An 18,069-nucleotide genomic window follows, 5' to 3' on the forward strand; every position below is an offset into this window, starting at 1 on the left:
GGCGGGTGAGCGGCCCCGGCCGACCCCCGCCCAGCGAAACCGGAGCGCCGCGCCCATGAGCCCCACCACCGTCCCCGCCCCACCGCTCCCGGCACAGGCCCCGGCCCCCTTCGCCGACCTCGACGCGGAGCCGGAGCACGGGGACTTCGCGATACCCGCCGAGGGGCTCACCGACGGCGAGCGGCTGCGCGCGCTCGACCGGATGGACGGCTACCTCACCCGCAAGCGCCGGAACCTGGTCGGCTACCAGGCCACCCAGGAGCTCGCGGGCAGCGCGCTCGACCTCGCCCGGTTCATGCTCAGCAACATCAACAACCTCGGCGACCCGTTCCAGAGCGGCGGCTACAAGCCCAACACCAAGGTCGTCGAGCGCGCGGTGCTCGACTACTACGCGCGGCTCTGGCACGCGGGGCCGTCGTACGACCCGGCCGACCCGGAGTCCTACTGGGGCTACATGCTGTCCATGGGCTCGACCGAGGGCAACATGTACGCGCTCTGGAACGCGCGCGACTACCTGACCCGGCCCGGCGCTCCCCGGCCGGTGGCCTTCTACTCCGAGGACACCCACTACTCGTTCGCCAAGGCCGTCCGGGTGCTCGGTGTCGACACCTTCGCCGCCGTGGGCGAGGCGGACTACCCCGGTGAGTGCCCGCTCGGCGGGGACTGGTCGGCCGAGGTGCCCTCGACGCCCGGCCCGTCCGGCCGCTCCTGGGACGGAACCGGGGCCGTCGACGTCGAAGCGCTCGCCGTGCTGGTGGAGTTCTTCGCGGCGAAGGGGCACCCGGTCTTCGTGAACTTCAACCTCGGCAGCACCTTCAAGGGCGCCCACGACGACGTCCGGGGCGCGTGCGAGCGGCTGCTGCCGGTGTTCGAGCGGCACGGGCTGCTGCCGCGCGCCGGGGACGACGCCCGCCGGGGCTTCTGGATCCACGTGGACGGCGCGCTCGGCGCCGGCTACGCGCCGTTCCTGCGGATGGCCTCGGCGGACCCGGCGTTCGGCTGGACGCCGGAGACGGAGCTGCCGGAGTTCGACTTCGGCCTCACCCTGCCGATCCGGGAGTCCGGTGAGTCAGGGGAGTCCGGGGAGGTCAGGGACGTCGACATGGTCGCGTCGATCGCGATGAGCGGCCACAAGTGGGCCGGTGTGCCGTGGCCGTGCGGCGTCTTCATGACCAGGACCAAGTACCAGCTCGAACCGCCGACCCAGCCCGAGTACATCGGCGCCCCGGACAGCACCTTCGCCGGCTCCCGCAACGGGTTCTCGCCGCTGGTGCTGTGGGACCACCTGTCCCGGCTCTCCTACCGCGACCAGGTCGACCGGATCCGCCGCTCCCAGGAGCTGGCCGCGTACCTGGAACGCGGGCTCCGCGAGCTGGAGCGGGAGACCGGCGCCGAGCTCTGGCCCGCCCGCACCCCGGGCGCGATCACCGTGCGCTTCCGCAAGCCCGGCCCCGCTCTGGTGGCCAAGTGGTCGCTCTCCTCCGAGAACGTCCTGACCACCCCCGGCGACCCGGCCGGCCTGCGCGGCTACGTCCACGTCTTCCTGATGCCCTCGGTCGACCGCGCCAAGCTGGACGCCCTGCTCGCCGACCTCGCCCGCGACCCGGTGATCCTCGGCACCGAGTGACGTCCGGGTCGCCCCGGGCCCGCCCTAGGCCTGGTCGCCGCCGCCCGTGCGGGCGGTGATCAGGCCGGACTCGTAGGCGGCGATGACCGCCTGGGCGCGGTCGCGGACGTCGAGCTTGCCGAAGATGCTGGTGATGTGGTTCTTCACCGTGGAGTGGCTGATGTCCATGGAACGGGCGATCCCGGTGTTGTCGAGGCCGGTGGCCATCAGCCGCCAGACCTCCACCTCGCGCGGTGTGAGCTCGCCCGTCACGGCGGCGGCGGGCGGCGGCGGGGTGGTGTCGAGGGGGGCCCGGACGTAGGTGGAGATCAGCCGGGAGAGCAGGCGCGGCGCGACCACGGCCTCACCGGCGTGGACGGTGCGGATCGCCGCGCCGAGGTCCTCCGGCGAGACGTCCTTGGGGAGGAAGCCGTGGGCGCCGGCCCGCAGCGCGGCCACCACGTACTCGTCCATGTCGAAGGTGCTGAGCGCCAGGACCTTGCAGTCCGGCAGGGTGCGGGACAGCTCCTCGGTGGCGCCGACGCCGTCCAGGACGGGCATCCGGATGTCCATCACCACGACGTCGGGGCGCAGCCGGTGGGCGAGGGCGACGGCCTGTTCGCCGTCCTCGGCCTCGCCCACCACCTCGACGGTCGGGTCCGGCGAGAGGATCAGCGACAGACCGCGCCGGACCAGCGGCTGGTCGTCGACGAGGAGGACCCGGATCGGGGGCGTCGTGGTGGTCATCGGGTCACCTTCCCGTGCTGGACGGCCGCCTCTGCGGTCTCGTCGGGGGCCAGCGGCAGTTCGGCGAGGACGGCGAATCCGCCCTCCGGCCGTGGACCGGTCCTCAGTGTGCCGCCGTGCAGGGCGACCCGTTCGCGCATGCCGATCAGGCCGTACCCGCCCCGCTCCCCGGCGGCCGGGCCGGTGTCCGGCGACGCGAAGCCCGCGCCGTCGTCCCGCACCTCGACGGTGATCCCGTCCGGGCGGTAGCCGATCCGGACGGTCGCGCGGGCCGGTCCGGCGTACTTGCGGGCGTTGGTGAGGCCCTCCTGGACGATCCGGAACACCGTCAGGCCGAGGGTCGGCGGCAGCGGCTGCGGGGCGCCGCGGACGCTGAGCTCGGTGGGCAGTCCGGCCCGGCGGGACTCCTCGACCAGCCGGTCGAGGTCCTCCACCCCGGGCTGGGGCGAGGGCGGGGCGGTGTCCGGTTCGTCGCCGGCCCGCAGGACGTTCAGCAGCTGGCGCATCTCGCGCAGGGCCAGCCGGCCGGAGGACTCCAGGGTGACCAGGGCGTCCCGGACCACCTCCGGGTTGGCGAGGTTGGCCCGGGCGCCGCCCGACATCAGCTGCATGGTGGTGATGTGGTGGGCCACGATGTCGTGCAGCTCCCGCGCGATGCGGCGGCGCTCCTCGGCCACCGCGCGGTCGGCCAGCAACTGGCGGTTGGCCGCGACCTCGCGCTGCCAGCGCGAGATCGCGAGGCCGCCGGCGGCCACCAGCGCGGTGGAGGCGGTGGCGGCGATGGCCTCCCCCGAGCCCGGGACGCCGAAGCCGCTCTGGCTGATCATGGTCGCCAAGGCCGTCGCCGCACTCGCGGCGGCGGTGGCACGACCGCTGCAGTGCCGGGCGACCGAGTACACGGCCACCGTGAGGACGGCGCCGAAGTGGGCCCCCATCGGCGCGAGTGCGTTGGCCAGGCTCCCCAGCACCAGGACGGCGGCGAGCGTCCCCAGCGGGCGGTGGCGCCGGGCGACCAGCGGCAGGCCCGACAGCAGCAGGACGAGGAAGCCCGGAACGCTGATGCCGCGGCCGCCCTCGACCTGGTTGAAGAGCAGGTAGGCCACCAGGTCGAGCAGGCCGGCGCCGACGGCCACCAGCCCGTCGGTGTGGCTCCACGGGGTGCCGTCCGCTGTGCCGGGCGGGTTCCCGGGCGGACCCCCGGCCTCGCCCGTGCCCGCTGCGGGGCGCTGACGCCCGTCCATCTCGGTCCTCCCGGGCTGATCAGCCATGACGCCCCCATTCTGGCACCGGCCCGCCGGGCCGGGCGTGGTCCCCGGGGCCGAGAGCCGGAGGCCGGGCCCAGGACCACGGTCCCGGGTCCGGGCGGGCCGGGGGAGCAGGACCCCCGACCCGGATCGTCCGTCGCCCCGACGCCGGACCCCCCTTCCGCCTGATGGTCTTGGAACAGGCCGGGAACCCCCGGTTCCCAAGCCGACGTTCGCGTCCAGCCACCGGAGGGCAGCGTGATCCGCGCACTGACCCGTTTCTCGACCAGGAACGCGTGGAAGGTCATCGCCCTCTGGGCGGTCCTCGGCGTCGGGCTCACCCTGCTGAGCCCGATGCTGATGTCCCGCGTCACCCAGTCGCAGAGCGGCGACTTCCTGCCCGCGAGCTACGACTCGGCGGCGGCCCTGCGGATCGCCGAGGAGAACTTCGGGATCGACCCGGACGCCACCACGGTGACGGTGCTGGTCGCCAGGACCGACGGCAAGGCCCTCACCCCCGCCGACGAGAAGCGGATCGGGGCCGAGGCGGCGAAGCTCGGCCAGCGCCGGGTGGAGATGCCCAAGATGAAGGACGAGCCGAGCTTCCTACTGCCGGACCGCTCCCAGACCCCCAAGGTCGCCCCCGCGATGGTCGCCCCCGACCGGAGCTTCGAGCTGCTGAGCGCCGAACTGACCGGCAACGCCGGGGACGACGGGGTCCAGAAGGTCTACCGTGCCTTCCGGGACGCCACTCGCGCGCAGTTCGCCGAGGCCGGGATGCGCACCGGGTTCACCGGTGGCCTGGCGGAGGCCGCCGACTCGGCCGACGACAACCGGACCGCCACCAAGGTCGGCGGGGCCCTGGTGATGGGCCTGATCGTGCTGCTCAACGTGCTGGTGTTCCGCAGCGTGCTGGCCGCCGTGCTGCCGCTGCTCGCCGTCGCCTTCATCGGTGGCGTGGCCGGCGGGGCCGTGGCCGTCGCCGCGTCGCTGACCGGGCTCAAGCTGGACGCCTCCACCCCGGGTCTGATCTCCGTGGTGCTGCTGGGCATCGGGATCGACTACCTGCTGTTCCTGCTCTTCCGGTTCCGCGAGCACCTGCGGTCCCGGCCCGAGCAGCCCGCCCGGGAGGCCGCCGCCGAGGTGGCCGGACGGGTCGGTACGGCGATCACCTCCGCCGCGCTGACCATCGTGGCCGCCTTCGCGACCCTGGGTATCGCCAGCTTCGGACAGTTCCGCTCGCTCGGCCCGGCCATCGCGGTCGCCGTCCTGGTGATGCTGCTGGGCAGCCTCACCCTGATGCCCGCCCTGCTCGCCGCCTGCGGCCGCAAGATCTTCTGGCCGTCCCGGAGCCTGCGGCGGCAGCCGCGCGAGGGTGTCGCCGCCCGCTTCGGCGCGCTAATCGCCCGTCGGCCCGCCGCGATGCTGCTGGCCTCCGTCGCGCTGCTCGGTGCCCTGGCCGCAGGGACGGTCGGCATCACGATGGACTACGGCCAGGGCGGCGGCTCCAAGACCGCTGCGGCGGCCACCGCCACCGAGATCTCCCGGGCGCTGCCGGCCGGCGTGTCCGACCCGACCAGCGTCTACGTCACCGCCGCCGGCGGCGGCACCGTGGACCCGGGCAAGCTGGACGGCCTCTCCCGCGCCCTCGGCAAGGTCGAGGGGGTCGGCCAGGTCGGCGGCACGGTGCTGAGCCCGGACGGCCGCGCCGCCCGGATCGACCTCTACCTGACCGCCGACACCCAGAGCGCGAAGGCCCGCGAGCTGGCCTCCGGCCCGGTCCGCGCCGCCGTCGCCGCGAACACCCCGGCCGGCGCCAGTGCCCATGTGGGCGGCACGGCCGCGATCTTCGCGGACATCTCGGTCGCCGTCGACCACGACCTGGCCGTGGTCTTCCCGGTCGCGGCCGCCCTGATCGCCCTGATCCTGCTGCTGCTCCTGCGCAGCCTGCTGGCCCCGCTGGTGCTGATGCTCGCGGTCGGGCTCGGCTTCGCCGCCACCCTCGGCGCCTCGACCCTGGTGTTCCAGCACCTGCTGGACAAGCCCGGTGTCAGCTTCACCCTGCCGCTGGTGCTGTTCCTGTTCGTGGTGGCGCTGGGCACGGACTACAACATCCTCATCACCGACCGGATCCGGGAGGAGATGGAGCAGCCCGGCCCGGTCCGCGGCGCCGTGGCCCGCGCCGTCCGCCACACCACGCCCGCCATCGCCACCGCGGGCCTGGTCCTGGCCGGCTCCTTCGCCACCCTGGCCACCACCCCGGGCAGCGAGCAGGTCGCCTTCGCGCTGACGCTCGGCATCCTGCTCTCGGCGCTCGTGCTCTCCCTGGTCCTGGTGCCGGCCATGGCCGCGCTGCTCGGCCGCGGCCTCTGGTGGCCGCTGCGGACCGCTCCGCGCCACGCGTCCGCCGGGGCGGAGGCGGGGGCACCGGACCGGGAGCGCGCCCCCGAGCGGCTGAACGCCTGAGCCCGGGGAAACCCCGATACCGCCCCCGGTCCCCGGCCTGCCCCCGCAGGCCGGGTGCCGGGGGTCACGTCGTCTCCGCCTCCTCCGCGCCCGGCAGCAGCCGCCGGTAGGCGACGCCGAGTTCGGCGATCCCGCGGGCCAGTCCCTCGCACCCGACCGTGGCGTAGCTGAGGACCAGGGCCGGCGCCCGGCCGGTGTCGGTGAGGGTGTGGAAGCGCCCGCCGCGGATCAGCACCGAGCGGCCTCGGGCCGCGCGGATCAGGGCGTCCTCGTCCACGGCGGGCGGCAGTTCGAGGTAGGCCTGCAGGCCGCCGTCCCCGCCGAGCACCCGGGTGCCGGGCAGGTGGCGGGCGACCTCACGCCGGACGACCTCGCGGCGCCCGCCGAACTCCGCGCGCAGGCGCCGCTGGTGACGGTCGAGCCCGCCGGTGTCGATGAAGCGGGCGAAGGCGAGCTGCTCGATGCCGGAGCAGCCGATGTCCCAGCCCGCGCGGACGTGCTCCAGCGAGGCCATCAGCTCGGACGGCGCGGCGAGCCAGCCCAGCCGCAGCGCGGGGGCGAGGACCTTGCTGGCGCTGCCCGCGTAGACGACCCGGTCCGGCGCCAGGCTCTGCAGGGCCGACGGCTGGCCGGAGCGGCTCCGGTAGGCGTTGTCGTAGTCGTCCTCGATGACGTAGCCGTCGACCGACCGGGCCCAGGCGATCAGCTGTTCCCGGCGGGCCCGGCTCAGGCACGCGCCGGTGGGGAACTGGTGGCCGGGGGTGGTCAGGACCGCACGGGCGCCGGACTGTTCGAGCAGGTCGACGCGGATGCCCTCGGCGTCGACCGGGATGCCGACCGGCCGGATCCGGGCACTCGCGATGAACTCCCGTTCGCCGGGGTGCCCCGGGTCCTCCACGGCCAGGGTCCGGTGGCCCCGGTCGCCGAGGACGCGGCAGAGCAGGGCGAGTCCCTGGGCGAAGCCCGAGGTGATCATCAGGTCCTCGGAGCGGGTGCGCACCCCGCGGACCCGGCCGAGGTAGCCCGCCAGGATGTGACGGGTCAACGGAACGCCGGCGGGCGGGGAGTAGCTGAGCTCGCGGTGGCCGGCGGCGCCCAGCGCGACGGTGACGCAGCGGATCCACTCCTGGCGCGGGAAGGCGAGCAGGTTGGAGGTGCCGGTCCGGAGGTCCCAGGCGGCCTCGGCGCCGTCGCCGTCCACCGGGGCGGAGGCGGAGGTGGCGGCCGCGGCGGTGAGGGCGGAGGAGACCGGGGCCAGGCCGCCGCCGTCCTCGGCGACCGAGGTGCCCGAGCCGCGCCGGGTCACCAGGTAGCCCTCGGCGGTGAGTTGTTCGTACGCCTCCACCACCACGCTGCGCGAGACGCCCAGGTCGGTGGCGAGCTGGCGGCTGGAGGGTAATCGGGTTCCGGGGCGCAGGGTCCCGTCCTCGACCAGGCGACGTACCGCGTCACGCACTTGGAGTGCCAGTGGGACGCGGGAGCCGCGATCGACGTCGAGGGCCAGATGCCAGGCCAAGTGGCCTCCTGTGCAGAGGGTGAAGTGGTATGGACCGAGCATTGTCACATTTGATGGACTCGTTCCGCACAGGCAACCGCCGCGCGGGAACGCGCGAGGGGCCCGGGGCCCGTCGCGGGGGCGGCAGGGTCGTCGACCGGGCGTCGTCGGGTGGCCGAGTGGACGGAAGTGGCACCAACAGATGTCCGGGAATTGGCCGCAGTCGGACGCGGCCCGCTCCCTATCGTCGGTCAGGTCATCAACCCAGCTCGGACGCGAAGGACTCACCTCATGGACCGGACCAGCGCCCTGAAGGTCATCGTCGACGAAAGCCTTCTGGCGCGGGTGCCCGGCTACGTCCTCGGACTGATCGCCGTCCCGGCGGTCGACGTCGCGGCGGCCGCGGCGGAGGTCGACGACCTCCTCACCGCCGCCGAGGACGCCGTCCACGGGCTCTCCCTGGGCAAGGCGGAGGTCTCCGCCCTGGCCCCGATCGCCGCCTGGCGGGACGCGTACCGCAGCGTCGACGTCAACCCCAACCGCTTCCCCTGCGCGGCGGAATCGGTGCTGCGGCGGGTGGCCAAGGGCGACCGGCTGCCGCGGATCAACGCCCTGGTGAACCTCTGCAACGCCGTCTCGCTGGACAGCCGGCTGCCGGTCGCCTCCTGCGACGTCGGCGACATCACCGGGGAGCTGGCCGTCCGGCTGGCCCACGGCAGCGAGACCTACCTGCCGTTGGGCGCGCCGGAGGCACCGGAGCACCCGGAGCCGGGCGAGGTCGTCTACGCGGACACCCAGGACCGGGCGCACTCGCGGCGGTGGAACTGGCGGCAGAGCGAGGTGATCAGGACCGACGTCGGCCGACGCCGGCTGCTGCTCACCGTCGAGGCGGTGCACGAGGGCGGGCGCGCGGACGTGGAGCGGGCGCTCGACCGCCTCGCCGCCGCGCTCGACGCGCTCGGGGCGGTGCGTCAGCGGCCGGTCGTGCTCGACGCCGCCGGGCCCGGGGCCGAGTTGTTCGGGCCGGAGCCGTCCGGGGCCGAGCAGGACGTGCCGGAGCAGTCCGGGTCCGAGCGGTCCGTGCCGGAACAGCCGGCAGCGGAGTCGGCGGCCGGTCCGTCCGTCGTCGCGGGTTGATCGTCGTGGGAGCCGGCCCCGGTGCCGGACCGACCGCTACCTCCAGGAGAACCCGATGAACCCCGCGATTCTGATCGTCTACCGCCCCGCCGCCGGCCGCTACCTCGCGCAGTTCCGCAGCGTGGTCGAGGTCGCCACCGAACTCGGCCACCACCCCGTCGTCCTGGTCCCCACCGGTGAGGTCCCGCCCGAGGTCGAGGGCCTGACGGTGCGGGAGGCCGACCTCGACTCCACCCCGGCCTTCCGGGCCGCCGTGGACGCGATCGCCGCCGAGCACCGGCTGGTCCGGATCTTCCCGCTGTTCGAGGGCGACGTCCTGCCCGCCGCCCGGTCCCGCCGGGACCACGGCATCCCCGGGCTGACGCCGGACCAGGCGCTGAACTTCCGCGACAAGAACGTGATGCACCGCCGAGCCGAGGAGCTGGGCGTCAAGGTGGCCCGCTCCTGCCGCCCCGACACCCTGGGCGCGGTCGAGGAGTTCGCCGCGCGGACCGGCTACCCGCTGGTGATCAAGCCGTACGCGGGCTGGGCCTGCGGCAGCACCTACCGGGTCGACGGGCCGGAGCGGCTGGCCGAGGTGTGGGAGGAGATGGGCGACGACCGGCACGAGTACCGGGTCGAGGAGTTCGTCCGCGGCACCGAGTTCCATGTCGACGCGCTGCTCCAGGACGGCGAGGTCGTCTTCGAGCAGTTGTCCCGCTACACCTACTCGGTGCTGGAGTACCGGGACGAGCCGGGCGGCACCATCTCCCGCAAGCACGACCTCAGCAAGCACGAGCAGCGGATCCTGGAGCTGAACGCCGCGGTGCTGCGCGGCTTCGGCATGCGCACCGGCGTCGCGCACGTCGAGTTCTTCCTGGACGAGGACGGCGAGGCGGTGTTCGGCGAGGCGGGCGCCCGGGCCGGCGGCGGTTCGATCGTCCCGGCGATCCAGGCCGGTCGCGGCATCAACCTGGCCGGCGAGTGGGCCCGGCTCGAACTCGACCCGGACCACCGCACCGAGGCCCGGCTCGGCCCGGAGATCGGCACCGAGTACCTGTCCTCGGGCGAGTACGGCCGGATCACCGGGATCAGCTCGCCCGCGGACCTCAACGCGCTCGACGGCGTCCTGGACGCGGACGTCTGGAAGGCCGTCGGCGACGTGCTGGCCCCGCCGGTCGCCTCCAACGACGTGCTCGGCTGGTACGTCTGCGAGGGCAGCGACTACGACGACGTGCTGGCGCGGTTCCGCACCGTCCGGCAGGCCTTCCGGGTCGAGACCGAGTCGGCGGTCTGAGCGGGATGGCCACGAGCACCGGAGAAGGGGCCGCCGCCGCCCCGAAGGCCTGGACGGCCAGGTTCAAGGAGTTACCGCTCCCGCTGCGGGTGCTGTTCGTGACGTCCTTCGTCAACCGCGCGGGCATGTTCGTCTTCCCGCTGCTCGCCGTCTACCTGGTGCGCAGCAAGGGCCTCGGCACGGCCGAGGCGGGCCTGCTGATCTCGGTCGGCTCGACCGGCCTGCTGGTGGGCTCGCTGCTCAGCGGGCCGGTCTGCGACCTGCGCGGCCGCCGGGACGCCCTGGTCGCGGCCCTGGTGCTCAACGCGGTCGGCTACCTCGGCCTCGGCACCCTGGACGGCGCGCCCTGGACGTACGCCCTGCTGCTGTTCGTCGCCCTGGTGGGGATGGGCATGTTCGGCCCGGCGGCCAACACCCTGATCGCCGACCTGGCGACCCCCGAGCAGCGGCCGTTCTCGTACACGGTCAGCTACATCGGCAACAACCTGGGCATGGGCATCGGCCCGCTGCTGGGCGGGGTCGCGGCCGCGTACTCGTACCACGTGATGTTCGCGGGCAACATCGTCGTCGGGCTGCTGTGCGCGGTCGTGATCCGGATCTGGGTGCCCCGGGACACCAAGTCCGGCACCGCCGCGCCCAAGGCGGCCGGCGGCGGCAGGCTCCGGCTCGGCGGCGTCCACGGCCACGTGCTGTGGATGGTGCTCGCCTCCTTCTTCTACGTGGCGCCGCTGATCGGTCTGGAGTACGCGCTGCCGCTGGCCGTGACCACCGAGCTGAACGCCTCGGCCGGGCTGGTCGGCGTGGTGTACACGGTGAACAGCGTCGTGGTGGTGGGCCTCGGGCTCCAGCTGGAGAAGCGGATCGCCAGCTACCCGATCCGCACCCTGCTGCTGGTCGCCGGGGTGCTGTGGGCGCTGGGCCTGGCCGTGCTCGACTTCGGCTTCTCGCTCGCGGCGGTGCTGGCGTCCACCGTGGTGTGGACGCTCGGCGAGATCATCGCCTCCGTGGTGGTGCCCACCTACATCGCCGACCACGTCGACGAGCACCGGGTCGGCCGCTTCATGGCGCTGAACGGCTTCGTGCTGGGCCTGGCCCGGCTGGTGGTGCCGTTCGGCCTCGGGCTGATCTGGCAGAACCACGGCGCGCGTCCGGTGCTGCACACCATGCTGGTCACGCCGCTGGTCGGTATCGCGGTGTTCGCGGTGCTCCGGATCCGGTCCTCGGCCGCGCCGGCCGCCGCCCCCTCCTCAGCCTCCTCCTCAGCCTCCGCTTCCGTCGAAGCCGGACCCGGACCGGCCGATGCCGTCCGCTCCGGCGCCTGAACCGTGTGACCGTCCGATCGACCGCCGTATCCATGCATTCCGGGAGGGCCCGATGATCACCAAGTTCTTGCTGCCCGAGGACCGAATCCCCACCACCTGGTACAACGTGCTGGCGGATCTGCCGAAGCCGGTGCCGCCGATGCTGCACCCCGGGACGAGGGAGCCGCTCACCCCGGCCGACCTGGCGCCGCTGTTCCCCGAGTCGCTGATAGCCCAGGAGTTCAGCACCGAGGCCGAGATCGACATCCCCGGCGCGGTGATCGACGTCTACCGGCAGTGGCGGCCCAGCCCGCTGGTCCGGGCCCACCGGCTGGAGCGCTCGCTCGACACCCCGGCGCGGATCTACTTCAAGTACGAGGGCGTCAGCCCGGCCGGCAGCCACAAGCCCAACACGGCGGTGCCGCAGGCGTACTACAACAAGCAGGCCGGTGTGGAGAAGCTCACCACCGAGACCGGCGCTGGCCAGTGGGGCAGCTCGCTCGCGATGGCCTCCGCCTACTTCGGCCTCGAGTGCGAGGTCTTCATGGTCAAGGTGAGCCACCAGCAGAAGCCCTACCGCCGTGCCCTGATGGAGACCTTCGGGGCGACGGTGCACGCCAGCCCCAGTGTGCTCACCGACGCCGGCCGGGCCGCGCTCGCCGCCGACCCCGACGCCAGCGGCAGCCTGGGCCTGGCCATCTCCGAGGCCGTGGAGGCCGCGGTCAAGAGCGGCGGCCGGGCCAAGTACGCGCTCGGCTCGGTGCTCAACCACGTGCTGACGCACCAGACGGTGATCGGCCAGGAGGCGCTGCTCCAGATGGAGTTGGCGGAGGACTACCCGGACATCGTGATCGGCGCGGCGGGCGGCGGCTCCAACTTCGGCGGCCTGGTCCTGCCGTTCCTGCGCGAGCAGCTGCGCGGCGGCCGCTCGGTGCGGGCGCTCGCCGTCGAGCCGGCCTCGTGTCCGACCCTCACCCAGGGCCGCTACGAGTACGACTTCGGCGACACCGCGGGCCTCACCCCGCTCACCATGATGCACACCCTCGGCCACGACTTCGTGCCGCCGAGCATCCACGCGGGCGGGCTGCGCTACCACGGCATGGCGCCCATCATCAGCGCCCTGAAGGACCTCGACCTGCTGGAGGCGCGGGCCGTCCCGCAGACCGCCTGCTTCGAGGCCGGCGTCCTGTTCGCCCGCAACGAGGGCATCGTCCCGGCGCCGGAGTCCACCCACGCGGTGCGGGCGGCCATCGACGAGGCGCTGGCCTGCAAGGAGAGCGGCGAGGCCCGCACCATCCTGTTCACGCTGTCCGGCCACGGGCACTTCGACATGCAGGCCTACACGGACTACTTCGCCGGAAAGCTCAAGGACTGACGAGAACGCCCAAGGACCGACAAGAACGATCCAGGACCGGCGAGAAAGCTCAAGGACTGACGAGTACTGAGCGGTGACAGGCGGGCGAACAGCCGGACGGGCCCTCGCACCACGGGCCCGTCCGGCCGCCCGCCCCCGTAGGGGCAGACTACGAGGGGGAACCACGTGCAAGGATCAACTCCGACTCCGATCGTGCTCGGGATCTGCGGCTCCGAGCGGCCGGGCGGCAACACCGACCTCGCGTTGGAGTACGCCGGCCGCCTGGTCCGCGAACGGGGCGCCGAGTTCCGGACCGTCCACCTGCGCGAGCACCGGATCTCGCCGTGCAGCCCGTGCGGCGACTGCAACCAGCGGACCACGCCCTGCGAACTCCGCGACGACATGCCCGCGATCGTCGAGCAGATGAAGCAGGCGGACGCCATTGTCTACGCGACCCCGGTGCACGGCTTCGGCCCCGCCCATCTGATGCAGATCTTCATCGAACGGGCCGGCGTCGGCTTCCTGCGCTTCGACCGTCCCCTGGCCAACAAGGTGGGCGGCATCATCGTCGTCTCGCGCCGGTACAGCGACGCCGCGGTGCACAGCCAACTGGTCGACAACCTGCTGCTCAACCGCATGATCCTGGTCGGCAGCGGCTTTCCGGCGCTGCTGCGCAACACCTCGCCGCAGCCCCAGCTCCAGGACGCCGAGGGCCTGGAGGCACTGGAGCGGATGCTCCACCGCATGATCGACATGACCCAGCTGCTCCGCCGCAACCAGACGGCCGACGGCCGGCCCGTGCTGCCGGTCGAGGACCGCAACGAGCGCGTCTCCCGCGCCACCCGGGTCGTCCTGCCGGGGCAGCGGACCTCCTCGGAGAAGCAGGTCAGCTGAACCGCCGTCGATCCACCGATATCCCTTTTCCGACGTGTTGTTGAGGAGTGCCATGTCCACCGAGACCGAGACCGGCGACCAGCAGGGAAGCCAGACCGGGGACCCCGTCCTGGTCGGCGTCGACTTCGACCTGATCCCCTGGGAGAAGTGGCAGAAGCCGGGCGCCGAGGGCCGGGTGAAGATCGCCTACACCCAGGGCCTGCGGGTCCGCCTGATGGAGCTGCCCGCCGGCTTCGACGAGCACGAGTGGTGCCACCGCGGCCACCAGGGCTATGTGCTGCAGGGCGAGTTCACCATCCACTTCGAGGACCGCTCGGTGCCGTGCCGCCCCGGCATGGGCTTCGTGATCCCGGACGACGAGAAGCACCGTTCGCAGGGCGCGCAGGGCGAGCCGACCGTCGTGTACGTGGTCGACAAGGTGGTGCCGACCGCATGAGCGCCGACCGTACGGCGGCCGACCCGTCGTCGCCCGCGATCGACCCCCGGATCGAGGAACTGCGGCTTTCCGTCGACGCGCTGGACCGGCGGATCGTCGGGCTGCTGGCGGAGCGCACCGCCGTGGTGCGGGAGCTGACCGGGTTCAAGCGGGACGAGGAGACGGTCCGCTCCCCGGGCCGGGTCGAGCAGGTCGTCGCCAAGGTCCGGGGCCTGGCGGAGGAGCACGGCATGCCGCCGGGCATCGCCGAGGCCACCTACCGCACGCTGATCGACGAGCTGACCGGGATGCAGATGGTGCTCCTGGAGGAGCGCCGGGCCGCCGCCGCGGCGGCCGCCGCCGGCTCCGCGGCCGCCGCCGGGGAAGGGCCATGAGTCGTCGGCACCCGGCCGACCTGCGGGCGGCGCTGGCCGCGCTGGACCTGATGCCAGGAGAACTGGTCCGGGTCCGGGAGGAGGTCCCGGCCCGGTTCGGGGTCTCCTCCCGCTACGCCCGGTGGGCCGGCGCCCCGGCGGCGCCGCCCACCGGCCCCGGCCCGGCCGTCCTGTTCGAGCAGGTCACGCCGTCGGGCGGCGCGGCCGAGGACGGCGGGAGCGGTACCGGTGGGGCCGGTACCGGTGGGGCCGGTACCGGTGGGGCCGGTGACGGCGGGAGCGGGGACGGCGAGCAACCCGATGCCAGCGCCGTCCTGATGGGCCTGTACGGGACCAGGCGCCGGGCGGCGGCCCTGCTCGGCGCCACCCCCGCCGAGCTGGCCCACCGGCTGCTGGACGCGGTGGCCGCACCGCTGCCGCCGGTGCCCGCCGCCGACCCCGACCGGTGGGCCCGCAGCGACCGGAAGCCGGACCTGACCACGCTGCCCGTCCCGGTGCTCACCGACGAGGACGCCGGCCCCTACCTCACCCTCGGCGCCGTGCTGGCCACCGATCCGGCCACCGGCGTGCGCAACCTGTCGATCCACCGGATGTGCGTCCAGGGCCCCGACCTGCTCACCATCTGGATGGTGCCGGGGCGGGACCTCGAACAGGCCCACCGCAACTCCCTCGCCGCCGGACGGCCGCTGCCGGTGGCGATCCACCTCGGCCTCGGCCCGGCCGTGCTGCTCGCCTCCTGCTGCCCCACCTCGCTCGTCCCGACCGGGACGGACGAACTGGCGGTGGCGGGGGCGCTCGCGGGAGCCCCGGTGGAACTGCTGCCCTGCCGCACGGTGGACGCCGAGTACATCGCCCACGCCGAGTACGTGCTGGAGGGCGAACTGCTGCCGGACACCATGCCGGAGAACCCGAGGGGCACCGCCGCCACCCCGGAGTTCCTCGGCTACCAGGGCACCGCGCACCCGGCCCTGCCGACCGTCCGGATCACCGGGATCACCGCCCGGCGCGGCCCGATCCTCCAGGCGGTCTCCGGTCCGGGCCACGAACAGTCCGTCCTGCTCGGCTTCGGGATGGAGGCGGCCGTGCTGGCCGCGCTGCGCCGCCGCGGTGCCCCCGTCCGGGCGGTGCACTGCCACACCGCCGGCGGGGGGCAGTTGATGGTCGTGCTCCAGTGGGCGGCCAAGCGCTCGGCCGAGGACGACGCGCTGGTCCGGGAGGCCTCGCAGGCCGTCCTGGAGGAGTTCCGGATGGCGAAGCTGGTGCTGTCCGTGGACGAGGACGTCGACCTGGAGTCGGACCAGGACCTGTGGTGGGCGATGGTCACCCGGTGGCAGGCCGACCGGGACCTGCTGGTCCTGCCGGACCGGGAGGGCTTCCCGCTCGACCCGACCCAGTCGGTCGCCTACTCGCCCGCGCTGTCGGCGGACGGCCGTACCGCGAAGGCGGTGTTCGACTGCACCGTGCCGTACGCGCAGCGGCGCCGCTTCCGCCGGGCCCGGTTCACCGACGCGCCCGGCTCCGGCTGACGGGCGGCCCGGCGGCCGTGGCCTCCCGGACCGCCTTGGTCGCCCGGGCGGCCGTGGCCTCCCGGACCTCGGTGGCTTCACGGACCGCCGCGGCCAGCAGCGCCGTGCCCTCGGCGATCCGGGTGCCGGGCAGGGCGGCGTAGCCCATCAGGAAGGTCGGCTCGGCCGGCGGCTCCCGCACGAAGTACCCCGAGGCCGGGTACACCCGCACACCGAGCGCCGCGGCCCGGCGGACGATCTCGTCCTCGCCGACGCCGCGCGCCCCGGTGAGGGCGACCAGGACGTGCAGGCCGGCGGCCGCCCCGGAGATCCGCACCTCGGCGCCGAAGTGCGTGTAGAGGCCGTCCAGCAGCGAGCGGCGGCGCTCCCGGTACAGCCGGGTCATCCGGCTGACGTGCCGGGCGTAGGCGCCGGTGGCGACGAAGTGCGCCAGCGCCTCCTGGTCGACCGTCGGGGTCAGCCGGTCGGTGATCCACTTGATCCCGAGGAACGGCCGCACCAGACGCCGCGGCACGATCGCGTAGCCGATCCGCAGCGCCGGGAAGAGCGTCTTGCTGAAGCTGCCGACGTAGACCACCGTGCCCTGGTGCCGGGCGGCGGCCAGGGCCGGCAGCCGCTCGGCGGCGAAGGTGAACTCGTTGTGGTAGTCGTCCTCCAGCACGGTCGCCCCGCGCCGCCCGGCCCAGGCCAGCAGGGCCCGCCGCCGGTCCTCGGACATGATGAACCCGGTCGGGAACTGGTGCGAGGGCGTCACGTAGACCAGCCGCACTCGGTCCGGGTCCTGGCCGTGCGCCCGGACGTGGGCGTCGATGTCCGCGACCCGCAGCCCCTCCTCGTCCACCGGCACCGGCACCACGGTCCCGGCGGTGGAGCCGAAGACCTGGCGCAGCACGGTGTGGCTCGGGTCCTCGATCACCACCACGTCGCCCGGGCCGACCAGCAGCCGGGCCAGGATGTCCAGCGCCTGGGTGGCCCCGCTGGTCACCAGGATGCTGTCGGGCGAGGCGTCCAGCGCCCGGCTCTGCCGGACCAGGGTGGCGATCTGCGCCCGCAGCGCGGCGGAGCCCTCGGCGGGCCCGTACCCGAGCGCGGCGACGTCCGCCCGCGCGTACGCCTCGTGCACGGACTGCCGCCAGCGCGAGACCGGGAAGTTGGCCAGTGCCGGGGTCCCGTGCCGGAAGTCCAGTGCCGTACCGGCCTGTTGCATCGGCGGCGGCTCCCACGGCTGCCACAGCGCGTCCCCGCCGTCGGTGGCGAGCGGCGGCTGCGGCGCGAGCGCCGTCCGGGCCGGGCCGGGCGCGGCGCCCTCCCCGGCGGCCCGCTCCGCCACCCTGGTGCCCGATCCCCGGCGGGCCGTCAGCAGGCCGTTGGCGGTGAGCAGTTCGTACGCTCGCAGGATCACCGTGCGCGAGACCCCGAGCTGGGCGGCCAGCTCCCGCGAGGCGGGCACCGCCTCCCCGGGCCGCAGCCGCCCCGACCCGACCAGTCCGGCGATCCCGTCGCACACCTGCTGCTGCAGGGGCGTCGCACTGCCCCGGTCCAGCACGATCAGCAGCTCCGACGATCCCACGCCTCTCCCTCCGGCCCCGTTTTCCCGAAGTGTCGCATGCACGACACCCCGTGGGGCCGGAGGGAGAGCGGGCGCGCCCCTGGCCCGCCTTCCGCCCGATCGGCCGAGCAGGGGCCTCGGCCGAGCAGGAGTTCCGCCGCCGGGGTGCGGTTCCCGGTCGCCGAGGCGCCGGCCATCGCGGAGGAGGCCGTCGCCGCACTGGTGCCGGGCGGTACCACCAGCAGGAGGAAGTGGTCCTGGAAGCCGCGGGTGACGCTGATCGTCGCGTCGCTGCCGGTGAACCAGTTGATCCTGACCGTCAGGCCGTTCGCGGCGACGGAGCGGGGCACGCCGTCCCAGGCCGAGCTGTCGAGGCCGACCCGGACGATGCGGCCGAAGTGGGCGCCCAGCGCGGTGATCAGGTCCGGCAGTTCGGCGGCGATGCGGTTGCTGCGGGGCCACCAGGCGCCGTCGAAGACCCCGTCCCGGGACATCGTCGGTTCCAGCAGCAGGCGGGGCAGCAGCGGCACACCGGGCACCGACCACCGCCCGGCGGAGACGGGGAGAGGGATCGGCATCATCGGAGGCCGCCAGTCCGGTCCACGAGGGACCCGTCATGACCCAGGGCGACGTCGACGCTGATGCCGGTGTGCGGGATGTCCTC

15 protein-coding genes are annotated in these 18,069 nt (G+C 74.0%); 10 read left to right on the forward strand and 5 right to left on the reverse strand.

The features are described 5' to 3' along the window. The first annotated feature begins 55 nt into the window (after positions 1-55). Complete coding sequence (locus ACW14Y_RS22335) at positions 56-1,627, forward strand: pyridoxal-dependent decarboxylase (protein ID WP_456983119.1); 1,572 nt, start codon at positions 56-58, stop codon at positions 1,625-1,627. Positions 1,628-1,651: 24 nt separating this feature from the next. On the opposite strand, the gene ACW14Y_RS22340 is transcribed toward ACW14Y_RS22335, so the two are convergent. Both ACW14Y_RS22340 and ACW14Y_RS22345 read right to left on the reverse strand, forming a co-directional pair. Beyond that, positions 1,652-2,353: a response regulator gene (locus ACW14Y_RS22340; protein ID WP_380300961.1), complete on the reverse strand. Its 702-nt coding sequence runs from the start codon at positions 2,351-2,353 to the stop codon at positions 1,652-1,654. Then, positions 2,350-3,621, reverse strand: a complete 1,272-nt coding sequence (locus tag ACW14Y_RS22345) for a sensor histidine kinase (RefSeq protein ID WP_456983121.1) — start codon at positions 3,619-3,621, stop codon at positions 2,350-2,352. Before ACW14Y_RS22345 ends, ACW14Y_RS22340 begins: the two co-directional genes overlap by 4 nt. Before the next feature lie 234 nt (positions 3,622-3,855). Between ACW14Y_RS22345 and ACW14Y_RS22350 the strand changes: the two genes are divergently transcribed. After that, a complete protein-coding gene (locus ACW14Y_RS22350; RefSeq protein ID WP_456983123.1) occupies positions 3,856-6,063 on the forward strand; it encodes an MMPL family transporter in 2,208 nt (735 codons plus the stop codon). 64 nt (positions 6,064-6,127) lie between these two features. On the opposite strand, the gene pdxR (ACW14Y_RS22355) is transcribed toward ACW14Y_RS22350, so the two are convergent. Next, on the reverse strand, positions 6,128-7,579 hold the full coding sequence (gene pdxR / locus ACW14Y_RS22355; protein WP_380300967.1) for a MocR-like pyridoxine biosynthesis transcription factor PdxR: 1,452 nt from the start codon (positions 7,577-7,579) through the stop codon (positions 6,128-6,130). A gap of 270 nt (positions 7,580-7,849) precedes the next feature. On the opposite strand from pdxR (ACW14Y_RS22355), the gene ACW14Y_RS22360 reads away from it, so the two are divergent. From ACW14Y_RS22360 to ACW14Y_RS22395, 8 genes are all read left to right on the forward strand, one after another. Continuing rightward, positions 7,850-8,695, forward strand: a complete 846-nt coding sequence (locus tag ACW14Y_RS22360) for a B3/B4 domain-containing protein (RefSeq protein WP_456983125.1) — start codon at positions 7,850-7,852, stop codon at positions 8,693-8,695. A gap of 55 nt (positions 8,696-8,750) precedes the next feature. Next, positions 8,751-9,971, forward strand: a complete 1,221-nt coding sequence (locus ACW14Y_RS22365) for an ATP-grasp domain-containing protein (RefSeq protein WP_380390340.1) — start codon at positions 8,751-8,753, stop codon at positions 9,969-9,971. A 5-nt stretch (positions 9,972-9,976) separates the two neighbouring features. Continuing rightward, positions 9,977-11,293, forward strand: coding sequence for an MFS transporter (locus ACW14Y_RS22370; protein ID WP_380300973.1), 1,317 nt, complete (start codon positions 9,977-9,979; stop codon positions 11,291-11,293). A 52-nt stretch (positions 11,294-11,345) separates the two neighbouring features. Next, positions 11,346-12,647: a TrpB-like pyridoxal phosphate-dependent enzyme gene (locus ACW14Y_RS22375; RefSeq protein WP_030392689.1), complete on the forward strand. Its 1,302-nt coding sequence runs from the start codon at positions 11,346-11,348 to the stop codon at positions 12,645-12,647. 165 nt (positions 12,648-12,812) lie between these two features. Then, positions 12,813-13,520, forward strand: coding sequence for a flavodoxin family protein (locus tag ACW14Y_RS22380; protein WP_380300977.1), 708 nt, complete (start codon positions 12,813-12,815; stop codon positions 13,518-13,520). A gap of 52 nt (positions 13,521-13,572) precedes the next feature. Beyond that, on the forward strand, positions 13,573-13,956 hold the full coding sequence (locus ACW14Y_RS22385) for a cupin domain-containing protein (RefSeq protein ID WP_380300979.1): 384 nt from the start codon (positions 13,573-13,575) through the stop codon (positions 13,954-13,956). Then, positions 13,953-14,330 carry a chorismate mutase gene (locus ACW14Y_RS22390; protein WP_456983129.1) on the forward strand — a complete coding sequence of 126 codons (378 nt, stop codon included), beginning with the start codon at positions 13,953-13,955 and terminating at the stop codon, positions 14,328-14,330. Before ACW14Y_RS22385 ends, ACW14Y_RS22390 begins: the two co-directional genes overlap by 4 nt. After that, the gene (locus tag ACW14Y_RS22395; RefSeq protein ID WP_456983131.1) at positions 14,327-15,856 is read left to right on the forward strand and encodes a UbiD family decarboxylase domain-containing protein; all 1,530 of its coding nucleotides are present in this window, start codon (positions 14,327-14,329) and stop codon (positions 15,854-15,856) included. The genes ACW14Y_RS22390 and ACW14Y_RS22395 overlap by 4 nt, the downstream gene beginning before the upstream one ends. Here ACW14Y_RS22395 and pdxR (ACW14Y_RS22400) read toward each other — a convergent pair. After that, positions 15,831-17,426 carry a MocR-like pyridoxine biosynthesis transcription factor PdxR gene (pdxR, locus tag ACW14Y_RS22400; RefSeq protein WP_456983133.1) on the reverse strand — a complete coding sequence of 532 codons (1,596 nt, stop codon included), beginning with the start codon at positions 17,424-17,426 and terminating at the stop codon, positions 15,831-15,833. The genes ACW14Y_RS22395 and pdxR (ACW14Y_RS22400) overlap by 26 nt on opposite strands. After that, a complete protein-coding gene (locus ACW14Y_RS22405) occupies positions 17,405-17,986 on the reverse strand; it encodes a DUF5994 family protein (RefSeq protein ID WP_380300987.1) in 582 nt (193 codons plus the stop codon). The genes pdxR (ACW14Y_RS22400) and ACW14Y_RS22405 overlap by 22 nt, the downstream gene beginning before the upstream one ends. Positions 17,987-18,069 lie beyond the last annotated feature (83 nt).

This window comes from Kitasatospora sp. cg17-2 (assembly GCF_054031055.1).

Excerpts from the sequence above, each read along its gene's own strand:
- ACW14Y_RS22385 (WP_380300979.1), top strand. The coding sequence starts at position 13,573 with ATGTCCACCGAGACCGAGACCGGCGACCAGCAGGGAAGCCAGACCGGG.
- ACW14Y_RS22370 (WP_380300973.1), top strand. The coding sequence starts at position 9,977 with ATGGCCACGAGCACCGGAGAAGGGGCCGCCGCCGCCCCGAAGGCCTGG.
- ACW14Y_RS22340 (WP_380300961.1), bottom strand. The coding sequence starts at position 2,353 with ATGACCACCACGACGCCCCCGATCCGGGTCCTCCTCGTCGACGACCAG.
- ACW14Y_RS22345 (WP_456983121.1), bottom strand. The coding sequence starts at position 3,621 with ATGGCTGATCAGCCCGGGAGGACCGAGATGGACGGGCGTCAGCGCCCC.
- ACW14Y_RS22335 (WP_456983119.1), top strand. The coding sequence starts at position 56 with ATGAGCCCCACCACCGTCCCCGCCCCACCGCTCCCGGCACAGGCCCCG.
- ACW14Y_RS22365 (WP_380390340.1), top strand. The coding sequence starts at position 8,751 with ATGAACCCCGCGATTCTGATCGTCTACCGCCCCGCCGCCGGCCGCTAC.
- ACW14Y_RS22395 (WP_456983131.1), top strand. The coding sequence starts at position 14,327 with ATGAGTCGTCGGCACCCGGCCGACCTGCGGGCGGCGCTGGCCGCGCTG.
- ACW14Y_RS22375 (WP_030392689.1), top strand. The coding sequence starts at position 11,346 with ATGATCACCAAGTTCTTGCTGCCCGAGGACCGAATCCCCACCACCTGG.
- ACW14Y_RS22390 (WP_456983129.1), top strand. The coding sequence starts at position 13,953 with ATGAGCGCCGACCGTACGGCGGCCGACCCGTCGTCGCCCGCGATCGAC.
- ACW14Y_RS22360 (WP_456983125.1), top strand. The coding sequence starts at position 7,850 with ATGGACCGGACCAGCGCCCTGAAGGTCATCGTCGACGAAAGCCTTCTG.
- ACW14Y_RS22405 (WP_380300987.1), bottom strand. The coding sequence starts at position 17,986 with ATGATGCCGATCCCTCTCCCCGTCTCCGCCGGGCGGTGGTCGGTGCCC.